Annotated in this window: 11 protein-coding genes and 1 riboswitch; of the genes, 5 read left to right on the forward strand and 6 right to left on the reverse strand. The window is 42.2% G+C overall.

Annotated elements, in window-relative coordinates; all coding sequences use genetic code 11:
- Window positions 1-200 precede the first annotated feature (200 nt).
- The 4 genes from HQQ94_RS12220 to nadA all read left to right on the forward strand — a co-directional run bounded on the left by HQQ94_RS12220 (window position 201) and on the right by nadA (window position 5,183).
- Complete coding sequence (locus tag HQQ94_RS12220) at window positions 201-1,379, forward strand: thiamine pyrophosphate-dependent dehydrogenase E1 component subunit alpha (protein WP_173294688.1); 1,179 nt, start codon at window positions 201-203, stop codon at window positions 1,377-1,379.
- A 3-nt stretch (window positions 1,380-1,382) separates the two neighbouring features.
- A complete protein-coding gene (locus tag HQQ94_RS12225; RefSeq protein WP_173294689.1) occupies window positions 1,383-2,360 on the forward strand; it encodes an alpha-ketoacid dehydrogenase subunit beta in 978 nt (325 codons plus the stop codon).
- A gap of 10 nt (window positions 2,361-2,370) precedes the next feature.
- Window positions 2,371-3,963 carry a dihydrolipoyllysine-residue acetyltransferase gene (locus HQQ94_RS12230; protein WP_173294690.1) on the forward strand — a complete coding sequence of 531 codons (1,593 nt, stop codon included), beginning with the start codon at window positions 2,371-2,373 and terminating at the stop codon, window positions 3,961-3,963.
- A 152-nt stretch (window positions 3,964-4,115) separates the two neighbouring features.
- Complete coding sequence (nadA, locus tag HQQ94_RS12235; RefSeq protein ID WP_173294691.1) at window positions 4,116-5,183, forward strand: quinolinate synthase NadA; 1,068 nt, start codon at window positions 4,116-4,118, stop codon at window positions 5,181-5,183.
- A 65-nt stretch (window positions 5,184-5,248) separates the two neighbouring features.
- Here nadA and HQQ94_RS12240 read toward each other — a convergent pair whose 3' ends face one another.
- The 6 genes from HQQ94_RS12240 to HQQ94_RS12265 all read right to left on the reverse strand — a co-directional run bounded on the left by HQQ94_RS12240 (window position 5,249) and on the right by HQQ94_RS12265 (window position 17,217).
- On the reverse strand, window positions 5,249-7,864 hold the full coding sequence (locus HQQ94_RS12240; RefSeq protein ID WP_173294692.1) for a glycosyl hydrolase family 18 protein: 2,616 nt from the start codon (window positions 7,862-7,864) through the stop codon (window positions 5,249-5,251).
- Between the two features lie 82 nt (window positions 7,865-7,946).
- Window positions 7,947-8,034: riboswitch (cyclic di-GMP riboswitch) on the reverse strand.
- A gap of 216 nt (window positions 8,035-8,250) precedes the next feature.
- Complete coding sequence (locus HQQ94_RS12245) at window positions 8,251-9,507, reverse strand: RHS repeat-associated core domain-containing protein (RefSeq protein ID WP_173294693.1); 1,257 nt, start codon at window positions 9,505-9,507, stop codon at window positions 8,251-8,253.
- A gap of 62 nt (window positions 9,508-9,569) precedes the next feature.
- Window positions 9,570-10,805 (reverse strand): RHS repeat-associated core domain-containing protein, encoded by a 1,236-nt coding sequence (locus HQQ94_RS12250; protein ID WP_173294694.1) that lies wholly within the window; start codon window positions 10,803-10,805, stop codon window positions 9,570-9,572.
- A 121-nt stretch (window positions 10,806-10,926) separates the two neighbouring features.
- Window positions 10,927-12,165 (reverse strand): RHS repeat-associated core domain-containing protein, encoded by a 1,239-nt coding sequence (locus HQQ94_RS12255; RefSeq protein WP_173294695.1) that lies wholly within the window; start codon window positions 12,163-12,165, stop codon window positions 10,927-10,929.
- Between the two features lie 3 nt (window positions 12,166-12,168).
- The gene (locus HQQ94_RS12260; protein WP_173294696.1) at window positions 12,169-15,957 is read right to left on the reverse strand and encodes an RHS repeat domain-containing protein; all 3,789 of its coding nucleotides are present in this window, start codon (window positions 15,955-15,957) and stop codon (window positions 12,169-12,171) included.
- Between the two features lie 129 nt (window positions 15,958-16,086).
- Window positions 16,087-17,217, reverse strand: coding sequence for a hypothetical protein (locus HQQ94_RS12265; RefSeq protein WP_173294697.1), 1,131 nt, complete (start codon window positions 17,215-17,217; stop codon window positions 16,087-16,089).
- A gap of 751 nt (window positions 17,218-17,968) precedes the next feature.
- On the opposite strand from HQQ94_RS12265, the gene HQQ94_RS12270 reads away from it, so the two are divergent.
- Window positions 17,969-19,159 (forward strand): hypothetical protein, encoded by a 1,191-nt coding sequence (locus HQQ94_RS12270; protein WP_173294698.1) that lies wholly within the window; start codon window positions 17,969-17,971, stop codon window positions 19,157-19,159.
- The last annotated feature ends 74 nt before the right edge of the window (window positions 19,160-19,233 follow it).

The raw sequence follows: 19,233 nt of genomic DNA on the forward strand, positions 1-19,233 counted from the left end.
TTTCTTTGGAGACCCAATGACCGCAGGATTGATGGTGATGTAAAGCTAACCATACGCATTGCGAACGGGTTAGTTTTTACTAAGCTAGAATGAACACTTGATAGGTAGTTTACGTTAACGTAATGTCTGCAGAGCGTATCACTCTCCTAAGCATAAGGAGAGGACTCAATAACAAAGCACTCAGTTGATAAGAGAATAATATGAGCAACGCAATAAGCCATAATGAAATTGTCCATAGCGTCAGTTTTCTTGATAAGGATTCGATAAGCATCCCTATTTTAAAAATCTTACAAGCCGATGGCACCGTTTATGACAATGCGGTGTTACCCAATATTGATGAAGCACTTGCCCATCGTATTTATGATACGTGTGTTTTTACCCGGGTATTAGATGAGCGCATGTTAGGTGCTCAGCGTCAGGGAAGGATCAGTTTTTACATGACCTGTACTGGTGAGGAGGCCTCGATTATTGGTAGTGTCGCGTCGCTTGATGATGAAGATGTGATCTTAGCTCAATATCGCGAACATGCGGCAATCCGTTATCGTGGATTTAGCACTGAACAATTTATGAATCAACTTTTTAGTAATGAAAAAGATTTAGGTAAAGGACGGCAGATGCCTATCCATTATGGATCGGCAGAGCTGCATTACCAAACGATCTCATCACCACTTGCGACACAAATCCCGCAAGCAACGGGGGTGGGCTATAGCTTAAAAATGCAAGGTAAGGCAAATATTGCGATCTGTTATTTTGGTGAAGGCGCCGCCTCTGAAGGCGATTTCCATGCTGGTTTAAACATGGCTGCAGTGCTTAAGTCTCCCACTATTTTCTTTTGCCGTAACAATGGCTACGCTATCTCAACACCGACCTGTGAGCAATATGTAGGTAATGGTATTGCAAGCCGTGGTCCAGGTTATGGTATGCATACCATACGTGTTGATGGTAACGATATGTTAGCGGTGCTAGCTGCAACGCAGCAGGCGAGGGCCTATGCCGTTGAACATAACGCCCCAGTGCTTATTGAAGCGATGACGTATCGACTGGGTGCCCATTCATCATCCGATGATCCATCAGGATATCGTTCAAAAGATGAAGAAGCTAAGTGGCAGCAACACGATCCTGTTAAACGTTTTAAATTGTGGATGATAAGCCAAGGGTGGTTGACTGAGCAGCAAGACATCGCATTATTTGAAAAGTACCGCAGTGAAGTACTTGCTGAGTTGAAAGTGGCAGAAAAACTGCCTATGTCGCATATCGACACCTTAGTGGAAGATGTTTACGATACACCGACGCCAATACTTCAGGCGCAACTTGACACGCTCAAACAACATATTAAGCAGTACCCTACATCATACCCAAAAAGCGAAGGGAGAGTCTAAACCGTGGCCGAAATTAATATGTTACAAGCCATCAATGATGCACTTTCTACTGCAATGGAGACAGATAAAAAAGCGGTATTATTCGGTGAAGATGTGGGGCATTTTGGTGGTGTATTTAGAGCAACATCAGGTTTACAGGAAAAATATGGCCGTGATCGTTGCTTCAATACACCATTAACTGAACAAGGAATTGTGGGTTTTGCTAATGGTTTAGCGTCAAATGGGATGACGGCCATTGCCGAGATCCAATTTGCAGACTATATCTTTCCTGCTATTGATCAAATTGTAAATGAAACGGCTAAGTTCAGATATCGTAGTGGCAATGAGTTTAATGTAGGCGGGGTGACTTTGAGAACACCTTACGGAGGAGGCATTGCTGGTGGGCATTATCATTCTCAGTCTCCAGAAGCTTACTTTACCCAAACTGCGGGTCTTAAAGTGGTTGTTCCGCGTAATGCTTACCAGGCCAAAGGGTTATTGCTTGCTTCTATCCGTGATCAAAATCCGGTTATTTTCTTTGAGCCGAAACGTTTGTATCGAGCCAATATAGCAGAAGTCCCCGACGGTGATTATGAGATTGAATTGGGTAAGGCTGAAGTCGTGCGAGAGGGTAAAGACATTTCTTTACTTGCTTGGGGAGCACAAATGGAAATTCTAGAACATGCCGCAGATATGGCTGCCAAAGAGGGGATTTCCTGTGAAATCATTGATCTCCGCACTCTGGCACCATGGGATGCAGATACGGTTGCTGAGTCGGTAAAGAAAACCGGTCGGTTGTTGATAAACCATGAAGCACCGTTAACCGGAGGCTTTGCTGGGGAAATTGCAGCGACCATTCAGCAATCATGTTTTCTGTATTTAGAGTCTCCAATCAGTCGAGTGTGTGGATTAGATACCCCTTATCCTTTGATCTATGAAAAAGAATATATGCCAGATGCGCTGAAAACTTTCGAAGCGATTAAAGCATCAGTAAAATTTTAGGAGCCTGGTGATGATTAAAGAATTTATTCTGCCCGATATCGGTGAAGGTATTGTCGAGTGTGAATTGGTTGAGTGGCTAGTGAGCGAAGGGGATGTTGTGGTTGAAGATCAGCCCATTGCTGATGTGATGACTGATAAGGCCTTAGTGCAAATCCCCACACCTCATGCAGGTGTCATCAAAAAACTTCACTATAAAAAAGGGGATGTGGCAAAAGTTCACTCCCCACTCTATTCTGTTGATATTAAAGAAAATTTGTCTTCTTCTGATATTGCTGAAACACAAGCTTTCGAGTCGAAAGTTGAGGTTGATGACGCGCAAAAAAATAGTACTGTTGAACCTAATTCACTTCAAAAGAGTCTTGCCGAAAATGTCTCCATTGAAGAGTTTCTTTTGCCGGATATCGGTGAAGGGATCGTCGAATGTGAATTGGTTGAATGGCTAGTTCAAGAAGGCGATTGGGTGGTTGAAGATCAGCCCATTGCCGATGTAATGACAGACAAAGCGTTAGTGCAGATCCCTGCGATTAAGACAGGTAAAATCGTCAAATTGCATTATCGTAAAGGTCAGTTGGCCAAGGTCCATGAACCGCTATTTTCGGTGGCTGTGACGCTTGAGCCGACAGTATCACAGCCAGAGAAAAATGCCGCTATTAATGTCAGTGAGCCAGATCAAACGGTGATCCTACCGATAGTGGCCCAAGGTCGTGCACTGGCCAGTCCTGCCGTTAGGCGTATGGCGCGTAGCATAGGCATTGATATTGCGAATGTGACTGGGACTGGCAAGAATGGCCGTGTTTATAAAACGGATATTACTCGTTATCAATCAAGCCCTGAGTTGTCGGAAATGGCTGACAGCGTATGCAGCTTAGCCTTAGATGTTACGGTGACTAACACCTTGGTTGATAGACTCGAGCCCATTCGTGGTGTGCAAGCTGTGATGGCGAAGATGATGACTGAGTCAGTGAATACTATCCCGCATTTCACTTATTGCGAAGAGATAGACCTAACTGAGCTGGTCACATTAAGGGAGAGTATGAAGTTGAGATACTCAACCGATACACTTAAGTTGACCATGATGCCGTTTTTTATGAAATCAATGTCACTTGCGCTAAAACAGTTTCCTGCGATGAATAGTCGAGTCAATGATGAGTGTACTGAGCAGACCTACCTTGCTCAACATAATATCGGCATGGCGGTAGACTCCAAAGTGGGGTTATTGGTTCCGAATGTGAAAGAGGTACAGAACAAGTCTATTTTAGATATTGCCGCTGAGATTACACGACTGACTATCGCTGCGCGAAGTGGTCGTGTCAGTCCACAAGATCTAAAGGGAGGCAGTATTTCTATTTCTAATATTGGTGCGTTAGGGGGAACGTTTGCGACGCCGATAATTAATAAGCCTGAAGTGGCCATTGTTGCCTTAGGCAAACTTCAAGTGTTGCCGCGTTTTAATGCAGAAGGTGAAGTGGAGGCAAGAAAAATCATGCAGGTGAGCTGGTCAGGTGATCATCGTGTCATTGATGGCGGCACAATTGCTCGGTTTTGTAACTTATGGAAGTGTTACTTAGAAACGCCTCAAGAGATGTTGTTAGCGATGCAGTAATCGTTGTTGGTGTTAATCGTTCAAAAAAGAGTGCTGCCGCGCTCTTTTTTGATTAAAAATAAATTTTTATCACAGATACTGACGATAGAGGTTAATTTTTCGTTCATACTTACGTATAATTCCGCTAATAACAATTTCATCCTGGTTGTAAAATGAGTCTGTTAGCCCCCAAAGTTGAACCTATTCACTATCCATTTCCTCCTAAATCTCCTTCTCTATCTGGGCATGAAAAAGCGGAGTATAAGGCAAGGATCAAACAATTATTACTCGATCGAGATGCGGTCCTCGTTGCCCATTATTATACCGATCCAGAGATCCAAGCATTGGCTGAAGAAACCGGTGGATGTGTCTCTGATTCTCTTGAAATGGCAAGATTTGGTCGAGATCATGAGGCTAAAACCTTGATCGTGGCTGGGGTCAAATTTATGGGGGAAACCTCTAAAATTTTAAGTCCAGAGAAAACCGTATTAATGCCCACGCTTGATGCGACGTGTTCACTTGATATTGGGTGTCCCATCGAAGCCTTTAGTGCGTTTTGTGATGCCCATCCTGATCACATTGTCGTGGTGTACGCCAACACATCAGCCGCAGTCAAAGCTCGTGCCGATTGGGTGGTGACCTCCAGTATCGCTCTCGAGATTGTTGAGCATTTAGACAGTGAAGGTAAAAAAATCATTTGGGGACCAGATCGTCACTTAGGCAGTTATATTGCCAAGGAGACGGGAGCGGACATGTTAATGTGGCAAGGGGATTGTATTGTCCATGATGAATTTAAAGCCAACGCGCTGCGCGAGCTTAAAATTCAACATCCAGATGCGGCTATTTTAGTGCACCCTGAATCCCCTGCAAGTGTCGTTGCCCTCGCTGATGCAGTTGGCTCTACCAGTCAACTTATCAACGCAGCTAAAACGATGGATAATAACACCTTTATTGTCGCAACAGACAGAGGGATTTTCTATAAGATGCAGCAAGCTGCACCGGGAAAAACGCTAATAGAGGCGCCTACTGGCGGTAACGGTGCTACCTGTCGCAGTTGTGCTCATTGTCCTTGGATGGCCATGAATAGTTTACAAGCAATAGAAGCGTCTTTACTTGCCCATAATACCAGTCAACATGAAATATTTGTCGATGACCAATTGCGAAAAGCGGCGTTAATTCCACTTGATCGCATGCTGGATTTTGCACAGATCCTAAACATGAAAGTCAAAGGCAACGCCTAGTTAAAAAATACCCCGGCTTAGACCGGGGTATGTGAACACAGCAATATTAGCGATTGATTAAGCTTTTAATCGCAAGTAGCAGGGCCAACCAGTGTCCATACTGCAGCTGTTCCTGGCTCATCACCTTTAGTCCAATAGCTCGCTTGCCATTGCTGCTGGTTATGAACAGTCATATCACCACTATTAAACACAACATCTTTATCCCACCCCAGTTGAACTTGACTCAATAATTGCCATTGATCCGCGCTACGGCTTGGCTGATTATTTTGAGTCCAGTACTTGGCTTTCCATACCAATTGATCATATTGAACGGTATCAACAGCGGTATAAACCGTACTGCTGTCCCATACAGGATAATGATTAGCATTGGGATCGGTAACGGTGCAGCTACCTCCAGTGTGGCTCGGTGTAACCGTGAGTGTGCTAACAGCACTAGCATCAAGTGAGCCATCGGAGACCAGCACACTCAAAGGATAATCTGTGCTGGTATCGACATCTGAACCTGTGAGCGTTAATGTTGCCGTGTTTGAGCCTGAGGCAGAGATCTGTGCAGGTACCGTCCAGTGGTAAGTTAATGGATCGCCATCGGGATCCGATCCCGTTGCAGTGATACTGATAGATTTTCCTGACTCAACGGTCACTGTGGGATTAACACTCACAATAGGCGCTTGATTTGGCGTGTCAGCTTTGTTGATCACCCTGACCGTGTCATCAGCCGTTAACCCTTGTGGATCGGTTACGGTTAAATTAAATTGATATTCAACATCCTCAAAGGTTTCAGTCAGTATCATTTTTGCTTCAGCTTGATTAGCCTGACTAATGCTCACGCTAGGGCCTGAAGTTTGTGTCCACGCATAAGTCAGTATTTCGTGTTCAGGATCGTAAGAACCACTGCCATTTAAGGTGATGTCTGCAGGTCCTGTGACATTCAAATCAGCACCTGCATTGGCAATGGGCGCTTTATTAGCTGGTGGAGTGGTGCCTTCACCATTGCCTAATCCTTCATGGATAGCATTGAGTATGTCACCATTATCAGCATCGATTTCCCAAGCAAACATGCCGCCCAGCTGATGATTAATTACATATTGGCCTTTTGCTTTAACTGAACGTTCATTATCATAAGTGATCAAGTCACCCGTAGAGGCTTTGAATAAATAAGGTGCCTCAGCGGTTTCATCGTAATGATATTCCCAATCACTGCCCATGTGCTTATTAACGATTTGGCGATAGTCAATAACGCCATCTTCCCATGTCCCTGCTATCTTGCCTGTTGCTGTGCCAGTAAAGGGGTTGTTATCTTGATAATCATGCACGCCCGTCCAGCCACGACCATACATAGCTGCCCCGACCACGATTTTACCCGGTGTCACACCTTGAGTTAATAGTGCTTTGACGCCTTTGTCAGTCGTATAACGGGTATTAGGATCCCAACTTGCATCGTAAAGCGATGTTTGATGCCCCAGCTCAGTATTGCTCCAACCCCCATTGAAGTCGTAGCTCATTAAGAAGATATAATCCATGTACTGCTGTGCAGCCTGATAATCCACTTTGGCTATTTTATCATCACCGGCACTAATGGCTGATGTTAATTCATAACTGCGACCAGTTTCGTCACTCAACGTATTGAGCATATTACGTAGATCTTGCATTAAGAGCACATAGGTTTGCCCATCACTACTACTGCCTAAATCACCATTAGCGCCATCGCCACCAGGAAACTCCCAATCGATATCAACCCCATCGAAAAACTTCCAGGTTTGTAAAAATTCTTTGACTGAGGCTACGAAGGTGTCTCGTTTGGTTTTATCACCAAATTGGAAGAAGGGATCGGATAAGGTCCAGCCACCAATTGAAGGCAGAATTTTTAAATCAGGGTTGGCTTGTTTCAATGCCATTAATTGGCCGAAATTACCTTTATAGGGATCAGCATAGTCGCTAACACCTTCTTGCCCTAACTGTATCGCTGCCCAAGGATCGTGTATCGCGACTTTGAAATCTTCACGTCCCTGACAGGCCTTTTGTAAAGATTGGAAGCTTTTTCCTTCTTCAATGTCTTTGAGGCTGTCGTTAATGCCATCACCACCACAAATAGGAGTAAAGCCGTATAAAATATGGGTGAGGTTTTGTGCCGGAATTTTATCCACTGTAAATTTGCGGCCATAGACGCCCCATTCAACAAAGTAAGCACCAACCACTTTACCGGATTGATTGGCATAAGGACGATTGTTTTCCATTAATGGGGTATTAAGAGGTGCGAGGTGTTTGCCATCGGTGTCGGCGACCAAAATTTCTTTCGCTGCGCTGCTAGTACAACCATCACTGTTACAAAGTTGCACTAGCATCTGATAACGTCCGCTATCCTTTACGCTAAAGCTGGCTTTTCCTGATGTGCTCGATGGGCCTTCCCACACGATGTTATCATCGAGTAACACTTGGGCGGTATCGCCCACTTCACCATACCAAATGTCCCAAGCAACAGAGACGTTAGCAGCTTCGTTAACGGTAACCAATTCATTGTAGGCTGTCGCTGTTTGGCTGATCTCAACAATGGCAAATTTAGTGTCACCATACTGAATGGTAGGGGCACTTGGAATGGCAGCTTGGATACTGGCACTAAAGGCACTTATTCCAATCGTGGATGCGACCAAAAGAGCGGTGGTTGATATTTTTGTATTGAACATAATTCGTTCCCTATTGAGTGAATAACATCAATGAGGCAATTAAACGCAAGTACAGGTTATTCTTATGATTAACAATCTATCCTGTAGTAACCCCGCTATCCTAGGTAACAATTACCCTTAGACCGGAGGTTTTGCGTCCCAGTATTTCAACTGGTTTGCCTTTAATTATAGTGAAACCCAATGACAGCGCTGTCACATGGTTGCAATCATGATATGTGCTATTAACAAATGCAAACGAATAATGCAAAAAAATTGACATATTAACCTTAATAAACATTGCGTTAACTGAAGTTAACATTTTATTACTCATGTATCTATTGTGGTTCAGTTTTTGAGTAGCACCCCTAATGTTAATTAAGGGCACCAATGAGGATACGCGATCTTACTTATTTATAGAGTGCATCAAAACCACCTCCAAATGGGGTGTGACATCGACAATGGATCATGTCGATTTCAGAATAGCGTAAACCGGCTTTTTGTAATGATTTTAGTAATTGCTTGTTAGTGGTGACTCTTCCTGGTCTAATGGCCATCACATCAATCTGACTCCTTTTGGCGGTATATTGCATTTGTTGTGCAGTGTCCTCCGGAAAATTGGACAGTAAATAAGTTTTTGATTTATGCCCTTGTCCAATGATTTCCGTGGGCAATAATGTACCTCCGGTCGCAGTTGATAAACCCGGATCGACCAGCGCCTTACCATGAGGCGCATAATAATTTAGCTTGGTATCAGCAGTGAACCCAGCCGTTGGTGAAGCCATACCGTGAGAAGTGAGCACGAGTCTACTCGAAGATTGATTAGGATCTCCTTGATACAAAAGAAAATTACGACCTACTGGCTTGCCTTTATTAGCACTTGTAATCGTACTGTTCATTCCAGTGGGGAATCGCGTTTTTGTTGATGTGAATCCTTTACTTATTCCTTTGCCAAGTCCAAAGGTCGCTAGGCCGATAACGGCGCCGATCCCTGCGTTGATCCCCGCTTGTTTGGTGTCAATACCGGTGGCCACATTTAACCCAAAATCAGCCGCACCAGAGACGACGGCGTCTGCCACCGCTAAGCCCACTTGAGCACCTGTTTTAGCCCCAACAGCGGCAGCGCCAAAACCGCCACTGATAAAGCCTAAAGCCGCACCGATCCCCACTTGCTTCCAGTCAAATTTAGTGTCAGTTGCCGCCGCGCGTATTCCTTCAGCGGCAGCGGAAATACTGGCGCCTACCACAGCGCCGACAATCGCCCCAATTAACAAGCTCATGAGCGCGAAATGACCACTGGGATCTTTCAGGTTTATCGGATCGCCCAGACAATAGGCATAAGAGTTAATCCCGCCTTTGCCAAACGGGCTCATGCTGTCACTAGCGTGAAAGCGCATCAGTGCCGGGTTATAAACACGATAACCCTTGCCTAAATGATACAATCCCGTGGCTGAATCTTGCCGCTCACCATTAAAGCCTAAGCTGTTTTTTGCAAGCGAGCTTTTGCCTGCACTGACGTTGACAATTTGCCCAGCAGCACTAGCAACCGCAGGGGAGAGTCCCGCAAGAGGTGAGGTCGCCATTAAGAGGGATGAATGTTTTATAAAGCGTCTGCGTGATTCATTGACGGATAAATTTATATGGATTTTTTTGTTAATATTATTCATGCCCAGCCAGCCTCTCTATGGATATCATTTAGTTTGTTATTCTTCGATTTTGTAAAAAACGCCTATGTGAATGGGTTAACACCAGAATAAATAAGATCAATTTTTTTAAATGGGATATTCCCTGGATAAGTCACTTCACTGATTGTGCTTCCTAGGGTGATTGCTCTTGGTTCTAGAAATTGTTGATCTCTAAAACTAAACACAAAACTATGGGTGGCACTATTACTGTATTTCTCTTCACCAAGAAATAGATTTAGATGAGCTTGCTCATTACTCATGGCATCTTTAGCTTGCGCGAGATAGACTGAGTTACTGGCTTTGACTCCACGTCTAGAATAATCTGGCGTTGCTCTGAAGTAGTGACTACCAGATATTGCCTCATAGCCTTCTTTACTTGTGTAGTGAATATAAAGTGGTTTTCCATTAAAGGTGCCGTTATTAAGATGCATATCAATACGTGGATCCTTGGCAATGCCAAATCCTTCAGGGGCCCACTTTTTAGCGGCTTTTGTGGCGCCTCGACCACTTAAGCCTATGTTTTTAACATTAGCAATACGGCGGTTGACTGCCGATAAAGATTGACCCGCTTTATTTATTCCTTTGCCAAGGCCAAAGGTCGCTAGGCCGATAACGGCGCCAATACCGGCATTAATCCCGGCCTGTTTTGTATCTGTGCCTGTTGCTACATTTAATCCAAAATCAGCCGCACCAGAGACGACGGCGTCTGCCACCGCTAAGCCCACTTGAGCACCTGTTTTAGCCCCAACAGCGGCAGCGCCAAAGCCACCACTGATAAAGCCCAAGGCCGCGCCTATGCCGACTTGTTTCCAGTCAAATTTAGTATCAGTTGCCGCAGCGCGTATTCCTTCGGCCGCGGCGGAGATGCTGGCACCCACCACAGCGCCGACAATCGCGCCAATTAACAAGCTCATGAGCGCGAAATGACCACTGGGATCTTTCAGGTTTATCGGATCACCCAAACAATAGGCATAAGCATTAACCCCGCCTTTGCCAAACGGGCTCATGCTGTCACTGGCGTGAAAGCGCATCAATGCTGGGTTATAAACACGATAACCCTTGCCTAAATGATACAATCCCGTGGCTGAATCTTGCCGCTCACCGTTAAAGCCTAAGCTGTTTTTTGCAAGCGAGCTTTCACTTGCGCTGACCTTGACGTTGACAATTTGTCCTGCTGCGCTGGCTATCACTGGCGACAGACCCGCCAGAGGAGAGGCCGCTATTAATAATGATGACTGCTTCATAAAGTGCCGACGTGATGCATTGATTGATGAATTCATTATTTTTAACTCGCTATTTTTTACATTATTTATGCTTAGTTTACCCATGTTGATTGCTATAGGTTTTAGAGATAATTGCTCTCTAAAACCGAAAACAAAATATAGGTTTCACAATCAGTGATTAAAATTTGAAAGCCGCAGCAAAATTAACCATTTGACGTATATCGACGTCATAGTGAGATGCTCTCCAAGCAGGAATTGAAGATGATAAACTTTGAACTGTCGTTCTATAGTGACCAGTATCATTGTTTATCCAAAGTTTTTTGCCCTCAATTAATTGACCTGAACCGCCTGTTATAATGCTTCCACCCCCAGCAGGAACCGAATGCTTAAACTCTGGGCTAATAACTGATAATCCCTTATTATTGAATATCCATTTAAATTCTTTTTTTGATTCAATGAATTGATGAAAACCTTCCGTGCCTTGTGAATAGGGGCCTAAGCCATCTGAGTAATCAGAGCCCATTGCTTTTACATTTGATTCCTCAACTTCTCCTGCAAATAATTTAGGCATGCTATTATCAAACTCTCCAAATTTAGCATGTGAAGAGCCGTAAGCTTTATTGACTTTAGCGCTACCCGCACCTCCGGTCAGTGCTCTTCTTGGATCTTTAAATACTTTGGCGTTTGAGCCCATGCCGACACCAAACGTAGCCAAACCGATAACCGCACCAATGCCAGCATTTATTCCGGCTTGTTTGGTATCGACACCCGCCGCTACATTTAACCCAAAATCAGCCGCGCCAGAGACGACGGCATCAGCCACCGCTAAGCCTACTTGAGCACCTGTTTTAGCCCCAACAGCGGCAGCGCCAAAGCCACCACTGATAAAGCCCAAGGCGGCGCCTATGCCCACTTGCTTCCAGTCAAATTTAGTATCAGTTGCCGCAGCGCGTATTCCTTCTGCCGCGGCGGAGATGCTGGCACCCACCACAGCGCCAACAATCGCCCCAATTAACAAGCTCATGAGCGCGAAATGACCACTGGGATCTTTCAGGTTTATCGGATCGCCCAAACAATAGGCATAAGAGTTAATCCCGCCTTTGCCAAACGGGCTCATGCTGTCACTGGCGTGAAAGCGCATCAGTGCAGGGTTATAAACACGATAACCCTTGCCTAAATGATACAATCCCGTGGCTGAATCTTGCCGCTCACCGTTAAAGCCTAAGCTGTTTTTTGCAAGCGAGCTTTCACTTGCGCTGACCTTGACAATTTGTCCTGCTGCGCTGGCTATCACTGGCGACAGACCCGCCAAAGGAGAGGCCGCTATTAATAATGATGACTGCTTCATAAAGCGCCGGCGTGATGCATTCACCGAGGAGGGTAAAGATGAAGCATCTGAAGAGGTTATTTGTTTCATCAGCTATCCCTGTCCATAAGGGGTATATTGACGTGTCTGCTTGGTGCGTTCGTCGCTGGTTTCTGTTTCTGTTAATGTGGTGAGAATGCTGCCTTGGGCATTGGGCAGTAAGAATTGGTGCTGAGCGCTGCCCTGTGCATTCACCGTACGACTCACCGCTGCACTACCAACACGCTGATAACTGGTATGTACCCCTTCAGAAAACTCATTGGCAAGCTGTTCGCCTTGATAGTAAAGGTAGATAAGAGCGTCATCGTTAGTTTGTGACACGACCTGACCCGAGGCATCATAATGGTAGCGTGATAAGGTATTCCCGTCTTGGCTGACGGTTTCCATTTGATCCAGACTGTTGTATTGGTACTCTCTGCCTTGCTCATCACTGAGTAAATTACCTGCAGCATCGTATTCAAAGTTAACATCGGCGTGATAACTTGGATGGGTATTGGTCATGTTTTTCAGTTGCACTGGATTATCTAAGGCATAGGTGAAAAGGGTGCTATTGTTTGTACCACCGACAAAGGTACTGTCAGCCTGAGTGATGTTGCCATACACATCGTACTGAAAGCTTTGATGAGTAATGACATTGCCATATTCATCTTGCGGTGCATTAGGCCCTGAGCATGTATAGGTATCTAATCGGTGCAATTCATCATAGGTCATCGTCTCAGTGGTGATGTCGGTGCCTTCTCGGTATATTTTTTCCTTAATTTGTAAGTCGGTGTTAAAGGTTTGCGTCGTGGTAAACTCTTCAATGCCATTGACGGTGACAATTCGACTGGTTTCCATTCCCATCGCATTAGGGACTAACGCAATGGAGACAATATCATCGTTATGGTGAGTATCATATTGCACTGGACGACTATGGACGTCATAAATTATATCTGTGGTGGTAGATTGTCCATTTTCTGTTGAAACAACCGTCTGTATACGAGCATAGCGGTCGTAATTGTATCGGGTAACATTACCGAAATAGTCTTCTTTTGACAGTAGCAAGCCCATCAAAGAATAGTCATAATGTGCGCTGCGAGTCGTGCCGTCATTGAGTTGTACCGACTCTGAGGTGAGCTGGCCAAGTCGATTGTGATCAAAACCTTGCAAACCACTTTGATTGAGGGTTTGTTTTAAGCTGCCAGTGGTCTTGTCGTAGTCATAGGTACTGGCCAGATCGGCATTGGCTGCCATGGTCATGGAAAGGGGCACTTGCAGATACTGATTATTGTTAAATGTGACAGTGTCACCATGAGGGGTTGTTTGCGTTGATGGCAGCATAGACGACCCGACATACTGAAAGCTTCTGGTCACTGTGCCAGACTCCTCTTGTACCATCCGTGCTAGCCCATCGTACTGACGATGACCTAAGCTGATATTATTCATCTTGATGTCAGTGGCAAGCTCACCCGTGGTAAAGTCAGCATATTGAAGCGTTTGTGTGAGCGTTTGATTGTCAATTTCCCTGTCGATAGCCACGACCCTGTCGCAATTGTCGTAACGTTGACTGGTAAGGTGATGATTGGTATCGGTAGTATCTAATAAATTGGCATAACCATCATAGTGATATAAGGTTTTAGCGAGTTGATTATTGTCAACATCTAAAGTTTGTTTTGATGTTTCCAGTCCTGACTCATTGTAGAGAGTGATCTCTTTTAATAGACCAACAATGTTATATTCTGTGGTCAAGGTGACTTGATTTTGAGTGATTAATTCAATTCTGCCATCAGGGTGAGTAATTTTATTGACTTCACCATGCTCATCATACTCATAGGCAGTCGTGAGTGATAATGGAATATCTGCTAACCAATCGGTATTTGTCTGTGTGATAAGCAGGCCAAATGCATCATAATGCAATGTGCTTATATTTCTTAATACACCATGACTATCTGTTTGTTGTGTATTAGTGTCTTTGCCGGCGTTATTAAACTGACGTACTTGCTGATTACCTTTTACATCGGTGATAGTGAGTGCATTAATGCCGCTGCCGACTTCATAATGATAATGAACGCTTGCTGAATATTCGGTGCTAGGTGCCACTGTTTCGGATAGTTTTCGGCCGATACTGTCATAGGTGAATAGCATTTTCACATTGTCAATATTTGTACTTTCAATGGGTTGTCCATCAAGATAAGACGTTTTCTCTGATATGCTGGCACTGATACCATCATGGGCAAGAATATTCTGGGTTGTTAGCAGGCCATCTGCTGCAAAATCATAGGCATAAGTTAACTGACTTTGCTTGCCGTTAATGACAGTGACTGAAGTGTGAATACGGCCATATTGGTAGACGTTAGTGTTATCACGGTAATAGGTCTGTGTGGTACTTTGATTGTCGTCTGTAGTATTTGACAATAACACGATATAATCGTTGACGTCATCAAGCTTGGGTAATGCCTGATAGGTCATTTGAGTGTGGCGGGGTGTTTCACCATGTTGAGTAATAGCGGGTATAAATGATTCACGCTTAAGCAGTGCGACCATGTTATTGGGCTCGGCTGGACAGGCATTGCCTTCACCAGATGCAGCATAAAATACTCGTTGAACCTCAGAGCCATCAACTTGTTTTACATAGGTTTGATTAGCGTATTCATCGTAATTAAAACATGTGGTATAAGTTTTTGAAGCACCATTTTTATAATAAGTGACTTTCTGCTCTTTCACAAAGCTATAATTGGCAGCTTGATAGTCAATGCTACTGTTTAAGTCTGCAAAATACAGGTTTTGTTCTTTTTTATATAAGATCCCATTATTGAGGTATTCGGCTGACTCGAGTAAGTGGTATTTATTGTAAATTCTAACCACAGACTGACGGCTATTAATGGTTTCGGTGCAGCTAAATTGATAATTGTTGGCGGCTTTAAATAAGGTGTCTTCCCCAGCGACCCAAGCTCTGTCGCTGGCAAATCCTAAGTAGTTTTTATCAGAATAATCGTAAGTCGTGTATTGTGTTAATTGATTCTCACCCGGCGAGATTTGATGGACTGTTACATAAGGTATTCTGTCTAAAGGGGCATTATCGGGCAGTAAGTGGCCGTTATCTAAGTAGGTTATTTCTTCTATCATACCACTGGCATGGGTTACAGTTTCAATTAAATCATAGTCGCAGATCGTTAAATAACGGTAGGCAATTTTTGTTGAATAAGTGTGCTCAGGAAAGCGAATATCATCCAGACGTTTATATACCCCATTGCCTGTTTTATTAAATACTAATTCTTGGTAAACGGTGTTATTAAAGCTATGCTTAACGCGTGTTGTCCAAGTTGAATCCCACCAATTAATGACAGTTTCACGCCCAGCATCATCGTAAATACGCCATAAGGTGGGTTTGAAATTAAACGTGGAATAGTCAAAATAAATGGCCAGACCTTGGTTGGAAACGGTTTTATTTAACGTACCCTCATCCCAGTCGATAAAATCTTTACGGCCATCTTTATACACGACTTGTATTTCATTGCTGACGCCAAGATAAAATACCCGAATATCTTTTAGTTTACGGTAGGGGATATCATATTCCCCTTTTTCATTGTTCCATTGTATTTTAAAGCTTTGTCCTGACGATAACATTAAGGTGTTAGTACTTTGACTAAAGCTGCTTAATGATATTCCCCAGCCGCGTCCAAAGCCAGTATCATAGATCCCAGAGGCATTATAATTTAATGACAAATCGACAGTAGGACCGCTGCCTTTATGGGAGATAAAAGTACCTAAATTAACCCTAAAAGAAAACATGCCGGTTCTAACATCAACACCGGATGAGATAGATTCTGAGAAGTTATATGCATTGCTGACAATACCAGACATTGGTCATACCTTTAAATAAAGTGAATTAAGGAATTTTATATAAATAAAAGTGGCTACTTTTTTCAACATATAAAAAGGTGGTTTCCCCACCTTATGTTTAAAAAATGACAAGAGATTTAGATAAAATAATTATTCATTATGATCACTGAGAGTAATCATGAAATCATTATCATATTTAAATGTCACGTCGCTTTTGGTACCGTACATATCAGTCATCGTGATCACTTCTTGCAGTGTTGATGATGGAAAGTGAATACCAAACCTTTGGGTAAGATCTCCAGTCTCTGAGCTAACACAGTAATATTCTTGATGAGGAGCGTAAATAGGTTTACAGGTTTTTTCATACTGCATTACCGCAGTATGTTTTAACTTTAAATTGAGGAATGTACCTACATAATCCTGACTTGTATTGTTAGGAACTGAAGCATCAGCAACAGCATTTTTATTGATTTCATAGACATATTTGTAATTCTTTTTTTCATTTCCCATAAAATAAGTGCCGACCCAGCTTACAGCATCATTATGTACATCATATCTGCCAAGCATCGCGCCATTTTCATCGAGTTCAGGGTAATTCCAATTCCAGCTTAATCCTGATTTCATTTCTCTAATTTCAGGTGTTTCTGCGTTTTTATACAGTTCACGGTAATCGAGTCTAACTAACCCGTTATCACGTTCATTAATATAGTCATTAAAGTAAAAGCTATTTTCTGTAAGGTGTTGAGGAGCAATGCTTTTTAATGCTATGGAGGCATCAGATGTTACATTGTCACAGGTTGTTGCATATACGTTGTCATCAACAATTGATGCATCAGAAGCATTAAATATAATGAAACTAGAACGAATACACATCTGCATCTCACCAAATGTGTTATTTTTTGCACCTATATAATAGTAAGCATATGATGTACTTTTTTGGCTGTTGTGACTTTTATTAACACTTGCTCGGTATGAATTATTAATTTGGTGGGCATAACCATTGTCCCTATCCTCAGAAAACCAGTTATATTGGTTTATAGAGTTTTCAGTATTGAGCCGATAAAAACCTGTACCCATTAGTAGTGCGAAGTAACCATCAGCGACTTCATAGCCTACGGAAACTTCTGCAGTCATGGTGTCATTTGCATAAATAATACCATCACCTAATTTATGAACCGTTAAGTTCTTAATATAAGAATTTGGTGGGGCATCATTTGCGTTAACAGAAAAAATAGAGAGTGCTGCTAGCGCTATTGTTGAGTATATCAGTGCTTTCATCATTATTTGTCCTTTAGCTTTTTATTGTGCTTTGTTTTGTGATTGTTTAATTTTTTCAAAAACGAACTTCCCTATTTGTTAATTTAACAAGCTTATTAACTTTATCCTATTTAAAAGATATGTAATTAATAGTTTAAGTGTCAACATTAAAGTAGATAATGAATAAAAAATAAATATAGCGACCATTTTTAATTGATTCTTATATATGTAATTACAACTTGTTTATTTAAAGTTTAAACATTAATGCACCTTAAGCGTTTTTATATTAAAAATTTTAAAATTTTTATCTCATATGTAACAGTCGGCATCATAAATGTAAGGGAAAGTTGTTGGTGATACCGCTATTTATCATATTTGTTAACTCAAATGTTGGTTTTTAGTGTCCACTGTTAAGTTGTATAACTTGGTTGTCTTTTTTTATTTAATCACTTATTTAACAGGTGCTTATGCTATTTTTTTAGTATTTATCATTATTGGTGTTAATAATTTAAATTAATTTACTTAGGTTTCATTAATATTTATTAACAATAATGTATCAATGGTAAGCGTTTTGAAATATCGTTAACTAGTTAAATGAATGCTTGTTTTTATCTTGACTGTTTTTAATGTGGTGAGTTATAGTTTTTATGGTTACTTACACTTTGTATTCATGTTTGTTTTTTTAACATCTATCTCTTTTGTAACATACAATATAGAAATTAAACACTATCGTTTTTCACTTTATATATCGATGAATAATAAAGGACAATTAATTATGAAGTTTGTCAAAGCAACAAGTATTGCATTGTGTGTTTTATCTTCCATTGGCATTCAAGCTCAACCTTTAGATAATACTCCGCCAGGAGGAGGGATAAAAAATTTGCAAATATTTTCTTATGATGGTCAAGATAGGACAACAATATACGCAAATGGAAATATGCAAGCGGCTTTCGATATTGTTTATGAGTTGGCGCCGGATCACGTATTTAAAAGCGCAGTGTTGAAAAAATATAACACAGAAGAATCGCTAGCAAGTTGGGTACAGTCAAGTACAGAAAATCAATATCTTCATAGTATCAACAGTAGCATGAGATCGATTTCTGCAAGAAGCCGTAACATTAAAAAAATATATCTTTCTAGAAATACACCTGCGAGTGTTGAGGTGTGTGTTGAATTAACAGCAACAAAAAATGGCGTAGACTCAATAAAATCTACCTGTATCCCCGGCAGTGCGAATGCCAGTGTGTATGTTAGTGCCATAGCGCCCAAATATTTAACCAAAGATAATTTTGAATTAACAGACTGGGGATCGGCAACACCTATCAATAAATACGTTGCGCCGTCTACAGGCACGTGGAGTAATGAGATTAGAGAGCAAGTATTACGTTCGAAAGGCAATGCACCAACAATATTGTCGATTGAAAGTGATAACTTATTACAAGGAGGCACATCCGCACTTTTTGTTAATAAATCTCTCGTGAGTAAATACATACCAGAGGTTGCGCCATCTGGTGTATCGCACATCATGTCTTGGGTGGCCCTGCCAAGTAAAGTAAATAAGATTGATTTTGTTGAAAATGTGGGCCTCAATGAATACTGGGGGTATACGTTAAGGCGCACTATTCCTTATTATTTTAAAGATGATCCAACTTATGTGTTCTCGCTTGTGACCTACGTATTAAGGGATGACAAGTTTCTTTATGATCATGTGTACAATCATTATGCGTTATGTGGAGAAAAAGTCGGCAACAATAATTCTGGTGTGCGTGTCAGAGATTGCCAAGTACGCGGAAACTTAGCTCAGAAAGCGCCAGTTTATGGGTATAGTCAAAGCCAAATCAACAGCTGGAAAGTTGAACGTCTAAAAGGAAGCGTTAATGTGATAGATTGGTACGGTACCAAGTCACAGCTTAATTTCGGTGTTAAATATATGAATGATGTGTATTCTGACATTGTCTTAGAGTAAATTAATCGCTCGGCCGTATTTTATAAAGACGTCGAACTGTTTGTTTCAAAATATTGGCAGTGTAAGCAGCAAGC

The sequence above is a fragment of the Shewanella sp. VB17 genome (assembly GCF_013248905.1).
Lineage (GTDB): Bacteria > Pseudomonadota > Gammaproteobacteria > Enterobacterales > Shewanellaceae > Shewanella.

Excerpts from the sequence above, each read along its gene's own strand:
- HQQ94_RS12220 (WP_173294688.1), top strand. The coding sequence starts at position 201 with ATGAGCAACGCAATAAGCCATAATGAAATTGTCCATAGCGTCAGTTTT.
- HQQ94_RS12230 (WP_173294690.1), top strand. The coding sequence starts at position 2,371 with ATGATTAAAGAATTTATTCTGCCCGATATCGGTGAAGGTATTGTCGAG.
- nadA (WP_173294691.1), top strand. The coding sequence starts at position 4,116 with ATGAGTCTGTTAGCCCCCAAAGTTGAACCTATTCACTATCCATTTCCT.
- HQQ94_RS12240 (WP_173294692.1), bottom strand. The coding sequence starts at position 7,864 with ATGTTCAATACAAAAATATCAACCACCGCTCTTTTGGTCGCATCCACG.
- HQQ94_RS12245 (WP_173294693.1), bottom strand. The coding sequence starts at position 9,507 with ATGAATAATATTAACAAAAAAATCCATATAAATTTATCCGTCAATGAA.
- HQQ94_RS12250 (WP_173294694.1), bottom strand. The coding sequence starts at position 10,805 with ATGAATTCATCAATCAATGCATCACGTCGGCACTTTATGAAGCAGTCA.
- HQQ94_RS12255 (WP_173294695.1), bottom strand. The coding sequence starts at position 12,165 with ATGAAACAAATAACCTCTTCAGATGCTTCATCTTTACCCTCCTCGGTG.
- HQQ94_RS12260 (WP_173294696.1), bottom strand. The coding sequence starts at position 15,957 with ATGTCTGGTATTGTCAGCAATGCATATAACTTCTCAGAATCTATCTCA.
- HQQ94_RS12265 (WP_173294697.1), bottom strand. The coding sequence starts at position 17,217 with ATGATGAAAGCACTGATATACTCAACAATAGCGCTAGCAGCACTCTCT.
- HQQ94_RS12270 (WP_173294698.1), top strand. The coding sequence starts at position 17,969 with ATGAAGTTTGTCAAAGCAACAAGTATTGCATTGTGTGTTTTATCTTCC.